Annotated in this window: 11 protein-coding genes; 8 read left to right on the plus strand and 3 right to left on the minus strand. The window is 70.1% G+C overall.

Features of this window, described 5'->3' with window-relative positions; all coding sequences use genetic code 11:
- Positions 1–657: a CatA-like O-acetyltransferase gene (locus CFN78_RS08565; protein ID WP_205660463.1), complete on the minus strand. Its 657-nt coding sequence runs from the start codon at positions 655–657 to the stop codon at positions 1–3.
- Between the two features lie 372 nt (positions 658–1,029).
- On the opposite strand from CFN78_RS08565, the gene CFN78_RS08570 reads away from it, so the two are divergent.
- The 5 genes from CFN78_RS08570 to CFN78_RS08590 all read left to right on the plus strand — a co-directional run bounded on the left by CFN78_RS08570 (position 1,030) and on the right by CFN78_RS08590 (position 6,533).
- On the plus strand, positions 1,030–2,208 hold the full coding sequence (locus CFN78_RS08570) for a LeuA family protein (protein WP_094862094.1): 1,179 nt from the start codon (positions 1,030–1,032) through the stop codon (positions 2,206–2,208).
- Positions 2,205–3,608, plus strand: coding sequence for a 3-isopropylmalate dehydratase large subunit (leuC, locus tag CFN78_RS08575; protein WP_240519342.1), 1,404 nt, complete (start codon positions 2,205–2,207; stop codon positions 3,606–3,608). Before CFN78_RS08570 ends, leuC begins: the two co-directional genes overlap by 4 nt.
- Positions 3,609–3,616: 8 nt before the next feature.
- Complete coding sequence (leuD, locus tag CFN78_RS08580) at positions 3,617–4,249, plus strand: 3-isopropylmalate dehydratase small subunit (protein WP_094862096.1); 633 nt, start codon at positions 3,617–3,619, stop codon at positions 4,247–4,249.
- A 77-nt stretch (positions 4,250–4,326) separates the two neighbouring features.
- Positions 4,327–5,355, plus strand: a complete 1,029-nt coding sequence (locus tag CFN78_RS08585; RefSeq protein WP_165777489.1) for an isocitrate/isopropylmalate dehydrogenase family protein — start codon at positions 4,327–4,329, stop codon at positions 5,353–5,355.
- Entirely contained in the window at positions 5,352–6,533 is a 1,182-nt protein-coding gene (locus CFN78_RS08590; RefSeq protein WP_094862098.1) for a pyridoxal phosphate-dependent aminotransferase, read from the plus strand. The genes CFN78_RS08585 and CFN78_RS08590 overlap by 4 nt, the downstream gene beginning before the upstream one ends.
- Before the next feature lie 11 nt (positions 6,534–6,544).
- On the opposite strand, the gene CFN78_RS08595 is transcribed toward CFN78_RS08590, so the two are convergent.
- Entirely contained in the window at positions 6,545–7,189 is a 645-nt protein-coding gene (locus CFN78_RS08595; protein WP_094862099.1) for a response regulator, read from the minus strand.
- On the minus strand, positions 7,177–8,433 hold the full coding sequence (locus CFN78_RS08600; protein ID WP_094862100.1) for a sensor histidine kinase: 1,257 nt from the start codon (positions 8,431–8,433) through the stop codon (positions 7,177–7,179). The genes CFN78_RS08595 and CFN78_RS08600 overlap by 13 nt, the downstream gene beginning before the upstream one ends.
- Positions 8,434–8,823: 390 nt before the next feature.
- Between CFN78_RS08600 and CFN78_RS29490 the strand changes: the two genes are divergently transcribed.
- The 3 genes from CFN78_RS29490 to CFN78_RS08615 all read left to right on the plus strand — a co-directional run bounded on the left by CFN78_RS29490 (position 8,824) and on the right by CFN78_RS08615 (position 13,699).
- Positions 8,824–9,492 carry an ABC transporter ATP-binding protein gene (locus CFN78_RS29490; protein ID WP_205660474.1) on the plus strand — a complete coding sequence of 223 codons (669 nt, stop codon included), beginning with the start codon at positions 8,824–8,826 and terminating at the stop codon, positions 9,490–9,492.
- A gap of 3 nt (positions 9,493–9,495) precedes the next feature.
- The gene (locus CFN78_RS08610) at positions 9,496–12,066 is read left to right on the plus strand and encodes an FtsX-like permease family protein (protein ID WP_205660464.1); all 2,571 of its coding nucleotides are present in this window, start codon (positions 9,496–9,498) and stop codon (positions 12,064–12,066) included.
- 304 nt (positions 12,067–12,370) lie between these two features.
- Positions 12,371–13,699: a serine hydrolase domain-containing protein gene (locus tag CFN78_RS08615; protein ID WP_094862102.1), complete on the plus strand. Its 1,329-nt coding sequence runs from the start codon at positions 12,371–12,373 to the stop codon at positions 13,697–13,699.
- The last annotated feature ends 46 nt before the right edge of the window (positions 13,700–13,745 follow it).

Genomic DNA, 13,745 nt, shown 5'->3' on the forward strand with positions numbered 1-13,745 from the left:
TCAGGTCAGCCAGTCCGGTGAACCTACGAGTTCCTGCAGTTCGTTCAGCAGCCGGGCGGTGTGGAAACCGTCGGCCGCCGAGTGGTGGATCTGCAGAGCCAGCGGCATCACCGTGCGGTCGCCGCGTTCGAGGTACCGGCCGAGGGTGAAGGCCGGAGCGAAGTGGTCCCAGCCGGACTCGACGTGCAGGGTGAAGCCGGTGAACGAGGTCCACGGCATGCTGGAGATGTCGAACAGGTTCGACGGCGGTGGAAAACCTTGCGGGAACGGCGTTGTGGCGTGGCGGTGCTCGGCGATCAGTGCGGCCGCCGCCGGGTGGAAGCTGGTGAAGTCCGGATCGAACGGTGCCCGGACGTTGGCGAAGGTCTCCCGGCCCGGGTTGAACACGGTGAACGACGGGTCCACCACGTCCCAGATAGCGGGCCGCCCCTGCTCGTCCACGGTCATCCGGAACTCCTCGTGCCGGTTGACCACCGTGGCCAGCGCCCAGATCTGGGCCGGATAGGTCTTCCGGCCGGTCGCGCGTAGCCGGGCCACCAATGCCGTGACGTCGAGTTCGACCGTGATCGCGTAGTAGGTGGGCCTGCGATTCCGGTAGTGCTCGAAATGCGCGTGACGCGCCCAGGTGGACGTGTCGATCGGCCGCGGGGTGCACACGCCCCCGATCGTGCCAGCCCGCCGCCGGTAGCCGGTAATCCGGCACGCCGAGGCGTGGCTACCACGCTGACGCGGCCCTTTCATCGCACGGCGAATCAGGCTTGCCCGCCGCGGCGAACCGGCCGTACTCCTCGGGCAGGAAGATCGGCCCGGCGGACGGCACACCGCCATCCGGTGGTCGAAATAATTCCGAGTTGCCGTGATCACCCCGGAAAATCCCGCACCCCGCATACCGTCGCAACATTGCTGACCAGCGTATTTCAGCATCGAGTGAGAGCGCTGGCCCAACGGTGGCGGCCTGGAAGAGACTGAGCCCGAATCAACAGACTCGGCGTGTGTCCAGGGCGCCCACGTTAGAAGCGAGTTACGATCATGTCCAACGAGAGAAAATCTGATCTGCGACGCATATCCATATTCGACTCCACACTGCGTGACGGTGAACAGGCTCCGGGAAACGCGATGCTTCCCGAGCAGAAACTGGAAATCGCGATGGCGATCGAGGCGCTGGGCGTCGACGTCATCGAAACGGGTTTCCCGAGTTCCTCCCCGGCTGATTTCGCGGCCACGAAGCTGATCGCGGAGTCGGTCACCACGGCCCGGATCGCCACGCTCAACCGGGCCGTACGCGAGGACGTGCGGCTTGCACTCGAGGCCGGTGGCACCGACGACCACCACCTCCAGATCATGGCCACCGGCAGCGAGACACACCTCCGGTTCAAGCGGGGCATCAGCCAGAGCGAGGCGCAGGCGGAGGTGATCGACGCGATCAAGTACGGCAAGAGCCTGGGGGCCAAGCACATCACACTCGGCGTCGAGGACGCCTCCCGCGGTTCCGACGCCCTGCTGCGGCCGCTGATCGAGGAGTCGCTCGCCGCCGGTGCCGACGCCGTCGCCTTCGCCGACACCACCGGCTGCGCGACGCCGGACGAGTACGGCGCGCAGGTCGCCAGGGTCAAGTCCTGGATGGGCGACGCGATCCTGTCCACGCACTGCCACGAGGATCTGGGGCTCTCGCTGGCGAACGCGCTCGCCGGGATCCAGGCCGGGGCGGACGAGGTGCAGGCGACGCTGGCCGGAATCGGTGAACGCGCGGGCAACACCTCGCTCGAGGAACTGATCGCGGTGCTGACCTACAAGGGCGAGCAGTTCGGTGCGCGGACGACGGCACGTGCCGAAGGACTGTACGACGCCTTCCAGATCCTGCGCCGCTCGATCGGTCTCCAGGTTCCGCGCAACAAGGCCATTTTCGGCGTCAACGCGTTCGCCACGCAGGCCGGAATCCACCAGGCCGGAATGCTGCGTGATCCGATCACCTACGAATACATCGAACCGCACCGGTTCGGCCGCGAACGCAGCATGCTCGTCGGCAGGCACTCCGGCCGCAGCATTCTGCGATTCCTGTTCGAGCAACTCGAACTGCCGATGAACGACTCGGTGATCGACGATCTGTACGAGGAGTACATCGCGAATCGGACGAACGGTGAATGCGTGAGCATGTCGGAGCTGCGCGGAATCATCACCGACAAGCTGTCGGCGGGGGTGTCGGCGTGACGCCGGCGCCGAGGACGCTGATCGAGAAGGTCTGGCAGCGGCACGTCGTCCAAGCCGAGCCGGGTGAACCGGACCTGCTCTACATCGACCTGCACCTCATCCACGAAGCCAGTTCCCCGCAGGCGTTCGACGGTCTGCGGCTGGCCGGGCGGAAGGTACGCAGGCCGGACCTGACGCTGGCGCTGGAGGACCACAACGTCCCGACGAACTCGCTGATCATCGCCGACCCGATGGGCAAGGCGCAGGTCGAGACGCTGCGCCGGAACTGCGCCGACTCGGGGATCGAACTGTTCCAGTTCGGCGACCGCAGGCAGGGCATCGTGCACGTCGTGGGCCCGGAGCTCGGCTACGTCCAGCCCGGCATGTCGGTGATCTGCGGCGACAGCCACACCGCCACCCACGGCGCGTTCGGCGCGCTCGCGTTCGGGGTCGGCACCAGCGACGTCGAGCACGTACTGGCCACGCAGACCCTCGCGCTGGCCCGGCCGAGAACGATGGCCGTCGAGTTCACCGGGGAGCTGCCCGCCGACGTCGGCGCGAAGGACCTCATCCTGGCCCTCATCGCCCGGATCGGTGCCAACGGTGCGAACGGGCACATCATCGAGTACCGGGGTCCCGCCATCGAGCGCATCTCGATGGAGGGCCGGATGACGATGTGCAACATGAGCATCGAGGCCGGTGCGCGTGCCGGGCTGATCGCCCCCGACGCGACCACCTATGCCTATCTCGAAGGCAGGCCGGCCGCACCGCGCGGTGCCGAATGGGATGCTGCGGTCACGTACTGGGAGTCGCTGGTTTCCGACGAGGGCGCGGCGTTCGACCGCACGGTCACCATCGACGTCACGACCCTGTCGCCGTTCGTCACCTGGGGAACCAACCCCGGGCAGGCGGTCCCGTTGCGCGAGGAGGTCCCCGAGCTCGACTCCTTCACCGACCCGGTGGCGCGGGCCGCGGCCGAACGGGCACTGGACTACATGGATCTCGTGCCCGGCACCCGGATGGACAGCATCGAGATCGACACGGTCTTCATCGGCTCCTGCACGAACGGCCGGATTGAGGACCTGCGCGCGGCCGCCGCTGTGCTCGACGGACGCACGGTGGCCGACGGCGTGACGATGCTGATCGTGCCCGGGTCGATGGAGGTGCGCAGGCAGGCCGAGGAGGAGGGCCTGCACGAGGTCTTCCTCGCGTCGGGCGCGCAGTGGCGGCTCTCCGGCTGCTCGATGTGCCTCGGCATGAACGCCGACCGGCTGGTGGGCGTCAAGCGCTGCGCCTCCACCTCGAACCGCAACTACGAGGGCAGGCAGGGCGCGCAGGCGCGAACCCACCTCGTGTCCCCGGCGGTCGCCGCCGCCACCGCGATCGCCGGCCGGCTGACCGCGCCGGGCAGCCTGTCGTGAGGAAACCGATGGAACCGTTGATCCAGCACACCGGCCGGGCGATCGCACTGCGCCGCGGTGACGTCGACACCGACCAGATCATTCCCGCCGAGTTCTGCAAGCGGCTCACCAAGAGCGGCTACGAGGACACCCTGTTCGTGACCTGGCGGGAGGATCCCGAGTTCCCGTTGAACGATCCGCGCCGCGCGGGGGCGTCCGTCCTGATCGGCGCGCACAACTTCGGTACCGGCAGTTCCCGGGAGCACGCCGTCTGGGCCCTGCGGGACTGGGGGTTCGCCGTCGTCGTGGCGAGCAGCTTCGGCGACATCTTCCGCCGCAACGCTTTCAAGAACGGCCTGCTCGCCGTCGAGCTGCCGGAGGAGGTCGTGGCGGAACTCGCCGACCGGGCCGACGCCGACCCGGCCTTCGAGATCACCGTCGACCTGGATAGCCGGGAACTGCGGGCGGACGGGCTGCGGCACGGGTTCGAGGTGGACCGCCGTGCGCGCAGGCTGCTGCTGGAAGGGCTCGACGACATCGCGGTGACCCTCGGCAAGGACGGGCTGATCGCGGACTACGAACGGGCACGGCATTCCTGGTTGCCGCGGCTCGCGCCGACCGACCCGATCCCGTCCGGAAACCTTCGGCTGGCGGCCAACTGACCGGGTTCCGCGGGGTCGTCGCGCACTCGCCCGGCCGCCCCCGTGGAACCGCAATGCCCCGCGAACGAGGAGAAATCTTGACAACCATCACGGTCATCCCGGGCGACGGCATCGGACCGGAAGTGACTGACCAGGCGCTGCGGACGCTGGACGCGCTCGACCTCGGCCTGGACATCGACATGCTCGACCACGTCAACGCCGGTACGTACCTGGAGACCGGCGAGGCGCTGACCGACGCCGACTTCGAACGGGTGCGCACCAGCGACAGCACCCTGCTCGGCGCGGTCGGCGATCCGCGCGTCGCGGGTACCGACTACGCCCGGGACGTGTTGCTGCGCCTGCGTTTCGACCTCGATCTGTACGTCAACTACCGGCCCGCCAAACTGTTCCACGACCGGCTCAGCCCGCTGCGGGACGAGACCCGCCGCGCGGTGGACTGCGTCATCGTGCGGGAGAACACCGAGGGCCTGTACGCGGGGATGGGCGGCGTGCTGCGTAAGCAGACGCCGTTCGAGATGACCATGGACGCCGAGATCAACACGCATCACGGCGTGTCCCGCATCGTCGACTTCGCCTTCTCCATCGCCCGTCGCTCGGTGTGCATGGTGGACAAGTCGAACGCGGTGAAGTTCGGCGGGCAGCTCTGGCAGCGGTACTGGCGGGAGGCCGCCGGGCGGCATCCGCGGCTGGAGACCTCGCACCTGTACGTGGACGCGGCGGTGATGAAGCTGGTCGAGGACCCGACCCGGTTCGACGTGATCGTCGCCAACAACTCCTACGGCGACATCCTCAGCGATCTGATGGCCGAGCTGGCCGGTGGACTCGGCACCGCGACCTCGGCGAACATCAACGGGGACACGGGTTTCGGGTTGTTCGAACCCGTACACGGCACCGCCCCGGACATCGCCGGGAAGGGCATCGCCAACCCGATCGGCGCGATCCTCAGCGCGGCACTGCTGATCGAACGCCTGGGGCACACCGCGGCGGCGGCGGCCGTCCGCGAGTCGGTGAACTCGGCGATCGCGCAGCGGCGGGTCACGCCCGACCTGGGCGGCGAACTGGGCACCGTGGACGCGGGCGAGGCCATCCGGGCGGGTCTGCGATGACGGGCGCGGTGACGGCCGGGCCCGCGACCAGATCGCTGACCTCGGCCCGGGTGGATGCCCTCGCCCCGGGAATGTTGTTCGGGCTGCTGTCCGAGGGCGCCAAGTACGACGCGATCGATCTCGCCGTCGGCACCCCCGCGGCGCCGGATCCCTCGCCCGCGGTGGTCGAGGCCGCCTGCGCGGCGATTCGCCAGGGCCGCAACCAGTACGGGCTGCCGATCGGGAACCCGGACCTGCGCAGGCTCATCGCCGGGAGCCTGCGCACCCCGGCCGATCCGGACACCGACATCACCATGACCGTCGGTGCCACCGAGGGCCTCGCCGTCGCCATGCTGTCCATTGTGGACCCTGGTGACGAGGTGATCCTGCTCGATCCGTGCTACGAGAACTTCGTCAGCGCCGTCGCGCTCGCCGGCGGGGTGCCGAGATTCGTCCCGCTGCGTGCCCCGGAGTGGCGGGCCGACCCGGCGGAACTGGCTGCCGCGTTCGGCCCGCGCACCCGCGCGATCGTGCTCAACACCCCGAACAACCCGACCGGTCACGTGCTCTCCCGCGAGGAACTGGCCGAGATCGCGGAACTGTGCGAACGCTGGAACGTAGCGGTGATCTCGGACGAGGTCTACGCGAAGTTCGTCTTCGACGGCAACGAGCACGTGTCGGTGGCGGATCTGCCGGAGTTGCGGGAGCGCTGCGTGGTCATCGGCAGCCTGTCGAAGAGTCACGCGGTGAGCGGCTGGCGGATCGGGTACCTGCGGGCGGCGCCGGCACTGAGCGCGGCCCTGCGCGAGGTACACGTGACCGTCACCGGTGTGGCGTCCACCCCACTGCAGCACGCGATCGCCGAGGCCGCCGCCGGGGACCCGGCGTTCTGGGAACCGGACCAGGACCTGCTGGCACAGCGGGACATCACGGTCGAGGCGTTCACCGCGCTCGGCGCGCGCTGCGTCCCGCCGCAGGGAAGCTGCTACGTGATGGCCGACATCCGGCCGGTCACCACCGAGGACTGCGAGACCTTCGCCTACCGGCTGGCCAGGGAGGCGGGAGTGCTGGTGACGCCCGGAAAGTACTTCTTCGCCGGGGAACGGCACAGCGGCGACGAGTTCGTCAGGGTGGCGTTCAACCGCACCATGTCCGCCCTCACCGAGGTCCGCGACCGGCTCACCGCCTACGCCCGCTGACTCGCCGGACTTCAGGCCTGCAGGTAGGTCAGGACCGCGCGCACCCGTCGGTGCCCCGCACCGACGGGTGGCAGGTCGAGCTTGGCGAAGATGTTGCCGATGTGCTTGTTGACGGCCGTCTCGCCGATTCCCAGCAGGGTGCCGAGCGTGGCGTTGGCGTGCCCCTCGGCCATCAGCGCCAGCACCTCCCGTTCTCTCGGGGTGAGCGAGGCGAGCGGGTCGTCGGCGTTGCGCCGCACCATGAGCTGGGAGATGACCTCCGGGTCCATCGCGCTGCCACCCGCCGCGACCCGGTCGATCGAGTCCAGGAACTCCTCGACGCGGCCGACCCTGTCCTTGAGCAGGTAACCGATCCCGGAGGTGCCCTGGCTGAACAACTCGGTCGCGTAGCTGTGCTCGACGTACTGGGACAGCACCAGCACCGGCAACCCCGGCATCCGCTCGCGGGCGGCGATCGCCGCCCGCAACCCCTCGTCGCGCAGATCCGGTGGCAGCCGGACGTCGACGATCGCGATGTCCGGCCGGTGCTCCAGCAGCGCGGGCAGGATCTGCTCGCCGCGTTCGGCGACCGCCGCTATCTCGTGCCCCGCACTGGTCAGCAGCAGCACCAGGCCCTCGCGCAACAGCGCGTTGTCCTCCGCGATCACGATCCGCACGGGATCTCCACTCGTACGATGGTCGGTCCCCCGGTGGGGCTGACGATCTCACTGGTGCCGTCGAAGGCGGCGATGCGCCGCCGGATGCCGGCGATCCCGCTGCCGCCGCGCTCGTCCGCCCCGCCGCGGCCATCGTCCTCCACCCGGATCCGCACCGATCTGCCGGAGACGTCCAGGCGCACCTGGGCGTTGTCCGCCTCGCTGTGCTTGACGACATTGGTCAGCGCCTCACCGATGACGAAGTAGGCGGCCGCCTCCACGGCGGCGGGTGGGCGCTGCCCGTCGGCAGGCCCGTGGATGTCGAGCGTCGTCGGCACCGTGCACGCCGCGACCAGTGCGCGCGCGGCACCGGCCAGCCCGCGATCGGTGAGCGCGGGCGGATGCAGGTTCCGTACGACGTGGCGCAGCGACACCAGCGCCTGCTCGGACAGTTCCCGTGCCTCGGTGATCAGCTTCATCGTCTGCTCGGACGGCTCGCCGCCCGCGTACGCCCGGGTGGCGAGGCCGAGCCGGAGGGAGACGGCGACCATCTGCGCCTGCGTCCCGTCGTGCAGGTCGCGTTCGATCCGGCGCAGTTCCGCGTCGTGCGCCTCCAGCGCGCCCGCCCGGCTGGTGGCCAGTTCCACCACGCGCTCGGCGAGTTTGCGGCGCGGCGCGGCCAGTACGGCGCGGGCCATCCGGGCGTGGAACCGGGCCAGGTACGGCGGGACCACCAGGGCCAGCACGGCGTAGGCCACACCGACCGGCACCGCCAGGACCGCGCTCGTCCACGAGCCCACCGAACCGAAGGTGACGTTCACCGGTTCGGCGGTGATCGCCCAGACGAAGGGCGCGGTGAGCCAGGTGACCGAGCCGACCACGAGGGTCAGGGCGGCGGCCGAGGTCAGCAGGCCGACGATGCCGTGCAGCAGCAGCCACAGCACGCCGCGGCCGGTGCTCGCGTCGGTGATCGCGGTGTGCACGCGCAGCAGCAGCGCGCCCCGCAGCGGACGGTGCGCCTCGGAGATGTGGGCGCCGAGCACCTCGCTCGCCCGCGTTCGCTCGAACGAGGTGTAGCGGCGCAGCAGCGTCACCGCCCCCGGCACCAGCGGCAGGCCGATGCCGAGGACGGACAGCACGGCGAGAATCGCCACCAGGTAGAGGCTGATCAGCGAGAGCACCGCTGTCCCGCCGCCGATCAGCAGGTACGGGGCCGAGACGAGCAGCCGGGACCGAACGGTGGACCAGGCGGAATGGAGTCCCATTTCCCTTTCACCGTGGATTCGTGCGGGGCCGGGCGGCATCGGTGCCACCGGCGGCGGGCGGCGGCCAGAGTACTACGCGCGAACGCGCCGTCGATCGCCCGAACGGGGCGCGTGCGGGGTGGGGCTGGCTACACCGTCAAGGCACCACTTCACTGTCTGGTGACGGCCGGGCGCGCACCAATATCGTGGCCGCACCGGTTGGATTTCGGCGAGGGGGACTGCCAGGTGGCACGCGGAAGGGGCTCACGGGCCGAGCAGGACAGCGCCGTACCGGCGGAGGCGGCCGCGGAGACCGTCGCGGACCCGGCGGGGGAGACGGCCGCGCCGCGCGGCCGGTTCGCCGCCCGTCTCGACGGCGTCGAGAAGACCTACGGCAAGGGGGCGGGCGCGGTGCACGCGCTGCGCGGCATCACCCTGGCCATCCCGCGCGGGTCGTTCCTGGCGATCATGGGCCCCTCCGGTTCCGGCAAGAGCACGTTCCTGCACTGCGCGGCCGGTCTGGACCAGCCGACGGCGGGTTCGGTGCTGCTCGGCGACACCGATCTCGCGACGCTGGACGAAGCGCAGCTCACGATGCTGCGCCGGGAGCGCATCGGGTTCGTGTTCCAGGCCTACAACCTGCTCAACGCCCTCGACGTGCGGGACAACATCACCCTGCCGCTGCGGCTGGCCGAGCAGTCGCCGGACGGGCCCTGGCTGGACGAGATCGTCCGCCAGGTCGGCCTTGCCGACCGGCTCGGGCACCGTCCGTCCGAGCTGTCCGGCGGCCAGCAGCAGCGGGTCGCGATCGCCAGGGCGCTTGCCACCCGCCCGGAGGTGGTCTTCGCCGACGAGCCGACCGGTGCGCTGGACACCCGCACCGGCAGGCAGGTGCTGGAACTGCTGCGGCACGTCGTCGACGCGATGGGGCAGACCGTCGTCATGGTCACCCACGACCCGGTCGCCGCCTCGTACGCGCACTCGGTGATCTTTCTTGCCGACGGCCAGGTGGCCGGCGAGATGCGGGACGGGACACCGGAGCGCATCGCCGAGCGGATGACCCACCTCGGGGAGTGGTGACCGGTGTTCGACCTCGCCTGGAAGACGATCCGGCATCGTAAGGGCGGGTTCGTCGGTGCGTTCGTCGCGCTGCTCGGCGCCTCGATGCTCATCACCGCCTTCGGCATCATCCTGGAGTCCGGTCTGGGGCCGGGGGTCGCCGCGCAGCGCTACACCGGCGCCCCGGTGATGGTGGGCGGCAACCAGACGCTCGAGGTCACCATCGACGACAAGTCGAAGGAGAAGTCGCTTCCCGAGCAGACCACGGTTCCCGCCGAGCGGGTGCGTGAACTGGAGGGCGTCGACGGCGTGCAGCGGGTGATCGGCGAGGTCGGCTTCCCTGCCCACGTGGTCACCGGCCAGGACGACCCCGCTGCCGCCGCCGACGGCCGTACCTCCCTGGGGCACAACTGGTCGGCCGCCGCGCTGACGCCTTACGACCTGCGCGAGGGAGCGCCGCCCGCACGGCCGGGCGAGGTCGTGCTGGATGCCGAACTCGCCGAGGCCGCGGGGGTCCCGGTCGGCGGCCGGGTCGCGGTGATGACCACCGGCGCCGTCCAGCGGTACCGGCTCACCGGCATCGCGGAGATGCGCGAGGCGGAGGACACCCCGCGCCAGGCCACACTGTTCTTCTCCGATGCCGAGGCAGGGGAGATCGCGGGCCGGGGCGGGGCGGTGGACGCGGTCGGCCTGCTCGCACGCCCGGACACCGATCCCGACGAACTGGCCGAGCGCGTCGAGGAACGGCTGGAGGGCACCGGCCTCGTCGTGTACTCCGGCGACGACCGGGGTTCGCTGGAGTTCCACGACGTCGCGGGCGCGCGCGGCGACCTGACCGAACTCTCCGGCGCGCTCGGCGGCGTCGTCATCATGATCGCCGTCATGGTCGTGTCCAGCACTCTTGCGCTGACCGTGCACCAGCGCAGGCGGGAACTCGCCCTGCTGCGTGCGGTCGCCGCGACCCCGAAGCAGATCTACCGGATGATCGCCGGCGAGGCGCTGATCATCTCGGTGGTCGCGTCCGTCATCGGCTGCCTGCCTGGTGTCCTGGCCGCACAGGTACTGCGCTGGGCGCTGACGCTGGTCGGGGTCGTGCCGGAGGACTTCGAGTTCTCCTACGGCCCCGTCCCGATGCTCGTCGCCGTGGCGATCTGCGTCCTCGCCGCGGAACTCGCAGCCTGGGGGGTGGCGCGCAAAGCCGTTGCCATCAAACCGATCGAGGCCCTCGGCGACTCGGCGACGGAGACGCCGAAGCTGGGTGGCGCCCGAACCGGGATCGGGATCTTCCTGTTCCTGCTCGGTACCTGCGCGTCCCTGCTGCCACTGTTCTTCGGCAGCATCTTCGCGGTGGCCGGGGCGGGCAGCGGCGCACTGATCATGGTCATCTCGATCCTGCTGCTCGGGCCACCCGTGGTGACGGCGGCGACGAAGCTGCTCGCCGGCCGGGTGCGGAACTGGTTCGGCGTGCACGGTTTCCTTGCGGTGGCGAACATCCTGGCCAACTCGCGCAGGCTGGCCACCGGTATCGGACCACTCGTGCTGGCCATCGGCTTCGCCTCGGTGCAGTTGTTCATCCCCACCACGACGGCCGCCGCGGCCGAGGACGAGGCGACCGACGGCACGCTGTCGAACTACACGATCACCAGCAGCACCGGTGGTATCTCGCCCACCGCCGTCGAGGACGTCCTGGCAGCCGAGGGGGTCGAGGCGGCCACCGCCGTGGTCCGCACACAGCTCTACGCCTCCACCAGCCTGCTGGATTCTCCCGAGGTGTTCGACTACCAGGTGCAGGGCGTCAGCCCCGCCGGGCTGGAACGCAACCTCGACCTCGGCGTGACCTCCGGTTCGGTGCGCGACCTCGGCCGCGACACGGTGGCGATCAGCGGTGGCGCGGCGAGCACGCTGGGCGTCTCGACCGGGCAGCCTATCCAGTTGCACTACCCGGACGGCACCCACGCGCGGCCCACCGTCGCCGCGATCTACGACCGCGGCCTCGGCTTCGGCGACGTCACCGTGCCACTGGACACCCTGCGGGAGCACAGTTCCCGGGTACTCGACGACACCATCCTGGTGCGCTCCACCCCGGGGGCGGACGGCGAGGCGCTGACCGCGCGCCTGCAGGACCTGGCGAAGCGGTACCCGGGCCTGGAGGTGCTGGACGAGACCGGCCTGTCCGCGGCCCAGCAGGAACAGGCCTCGGCCAGCACGTTCACCAGCGCGATCCCGTTGATGCTGGTGTTCGGCTACATCGCCATCGCGGTGGCGAACACACTGGTGATGACCACTCTCTCGCGCGTGCGGGAGTTCGCTCTGCTCCGGCTGGTCGGGATGACCTCCGGGCAGGTGCTGCGGATGATGCGCGCCGAGGCGAGCACCGCCGTGGTGATCGCCGTGGTCATCGGCTCCCTGGTGCCCCTGCTGCCGCTGGTCACCGTGAGCATCGGGCTCACCGGATCGCCGATACCGTCGATACCGTTGTGGATGTACCTCGGCATCGTCGGGTTGACCTCGCTCGTCGGATTCCTCTCCATCATGTTGCCGGCGAAACTGGCGCTGCGGTCCCGGCCGGTGGACGCGATCGGACTCCGCGAATAGCGCATCCGGACAATTCACGATGTGTGCTGCGACTCAATTCTCGGCCGGTGTGCGGTAATTCCGGGTACCGGCCCCTTCCTGCGTCTTCTTCTTGGCAGACCTCGGTGGTTAGGTCTCTGCTTAAAACGATATTCGCACTAACCCTCCGCTGTTAGCCTAGGTCAAGGAAAGTGTGCTCGCCGCTCGCGGTGATATTCGGAAACCTATTCCTGTTCGCAGGTTTCCGTATTGTGCGCGCGGTAGGTGCCGGCACCTGTGACGAGTCACTTCACACCGTTTCGGAAAACAGTTCGGAGTTGTGAGAATGCGGTTCCTCGCGGAGCGTCTGGCCGAACTGGCCGATGCGTACGGAGTTCCCGGCGCGCAGTGCGCCATCCGGATCGACGGGGAGACCCTGACAGCGGAGACCGGGCACCTGGACGCGCGTGGTGAGCGCCGTGTCGAGGCGGATTCGGCCTTCCCGCTCGCCTCGGTCACCAAGGTGCTCACCGCGACCGTGGTGATGCAGCTCGCCGACGACGGCGACCTGGAGCTGGACGTCCCCCTAGGGCGGCTTTGCGCGGAACTCGCGGGCGGGGCCGGCGACCGGGTGACCCTGCGCCAGTTGTTGAGTCACACCAGCGGTCTGGTGAACGACCACGGTGCGGGCGACGGCCGTTCCCTGCGCGGCTACGCACTCGCCTGCCGCGACTCGGCGCTGCTGTTCGAACCCGGAACCGCGTTCTCCTATTCGAGTGCCGGCTACGCGCTGGCCGGGCGGGTGCTGGAGAACGTCACACGTACGAGCTGGCGGGACGTGATCTCCGACTTCCTGCTCGTCCCGGCCGGGGTTACGCCGCGCTTCGTGGCCACCGATCCCGGCGCGGACACCGGCGGGGTGGCCTGCGGGCATACCGCGTCCGCGCCGCATCGCAGGCTGCCCGCCCTGGTGCCCGCCGCTCTGGCCCCCGCCGCCGGGCTCGCGGCGAGCGCGAGCGACCTGGTGACGCTGGCGGAGGCGTACTTCGACGGCGCCTCCGGTGAACTGCTCGCGGCCGGGCCCGTCGCGGAGATGGCTCGCGCCGTCCCGTGCGCGGAGCCGTTCGGGCTGGCCGCGGGCTGGGGGCTGGGCTGGGGCGTCTACGACTCGGCGAAGGGGCCCTGGCTGGGACTCGACGGCGCTGGTGCGGGCACCACCTGTTCGATCCGGATCAGTCCGGAGCAGGGGATCGCGGTCGCGCTCACCGCGAACTCGTCCGGCGGGCTCGCCGTCTGGCACGGCCTGCTGGAACTGCTGCGCGACGAGGGCGTGCACGTCGGCACCCTGGACGTTCCGGTGCCCGCGCAGACCCGGCGCACTGCCGGACCCGACTGCGCCGGCACGTACACCAACGGCGGCACCGAGTTCACCGTGCACACCGGCGAGGGTGCCTGCCTGCTCGTCGACGCGGACGGCGACCGGTACCGGCTGGAGTTCGCCGACGACCTGACCTTCCGCGCCCACGCGCTGACCGGGACGGACGAGCCCACCGGAATGCCCTTCGCCGGACGCTTCACCCGCACCGGTGACGACGGCCGGATCGGGCTGCTGCAGTTCGGTGGCCGCGCGATGCGCCGGGCGGCCGCCACCGTCCACGCCGCTCCGGTCGGCTGATCCGGCGCCCCATTCCTTTGCCCCGCAAGCGATCCGACGTTCACGC

Source organism: Amycolatopsis antarctica, assembly GCF_002262875.1.
GTDB classification, from domain to species: domain Bacteria; phylum Actinomycetota; class Actinomycetes; order Mycobacteriales; family Pseudonocardiaceae; genus Amycolatopsis; species Amycolatopsis antarctica.

Coding starts and splice junctions, on each gene's coding strand:
- leuD (WP_094862096.1), top strand. CDS start 3,617: ATGGAACCGTTGATCCAGCACACCGGCCGGGCGATCGCACTGCGCCGC.
- CFN78_RS08590 (WP_094862098.1), top strand. CDS start 5,352: ATGACGGGCGCGGTGACGGCCGGGCCCGCGACCAGATCGCTGACCTCG.
- CFN78_RS08615 (WP_094862102.1), top strand. CDS start 12,371: ATGCGGTTCCTCGCGGAGCGTCTGGCCGAACTGGCCGATGCGTACGGA.
- CFN78_RS08570 (WP_094862094.1), top strand. CDS start 1,030: ATGTCCAACGAGAGAAAATCTGATCTGCGACGCATATCCATATTCGAC.
- CFN78_RS08600 (WP_094862100.1), bottom strand. CDS start 8,433: ATGGGACTCCATTCCGCCTGGTCCACCGTTCGGTCCCGGCTGCTCGTC.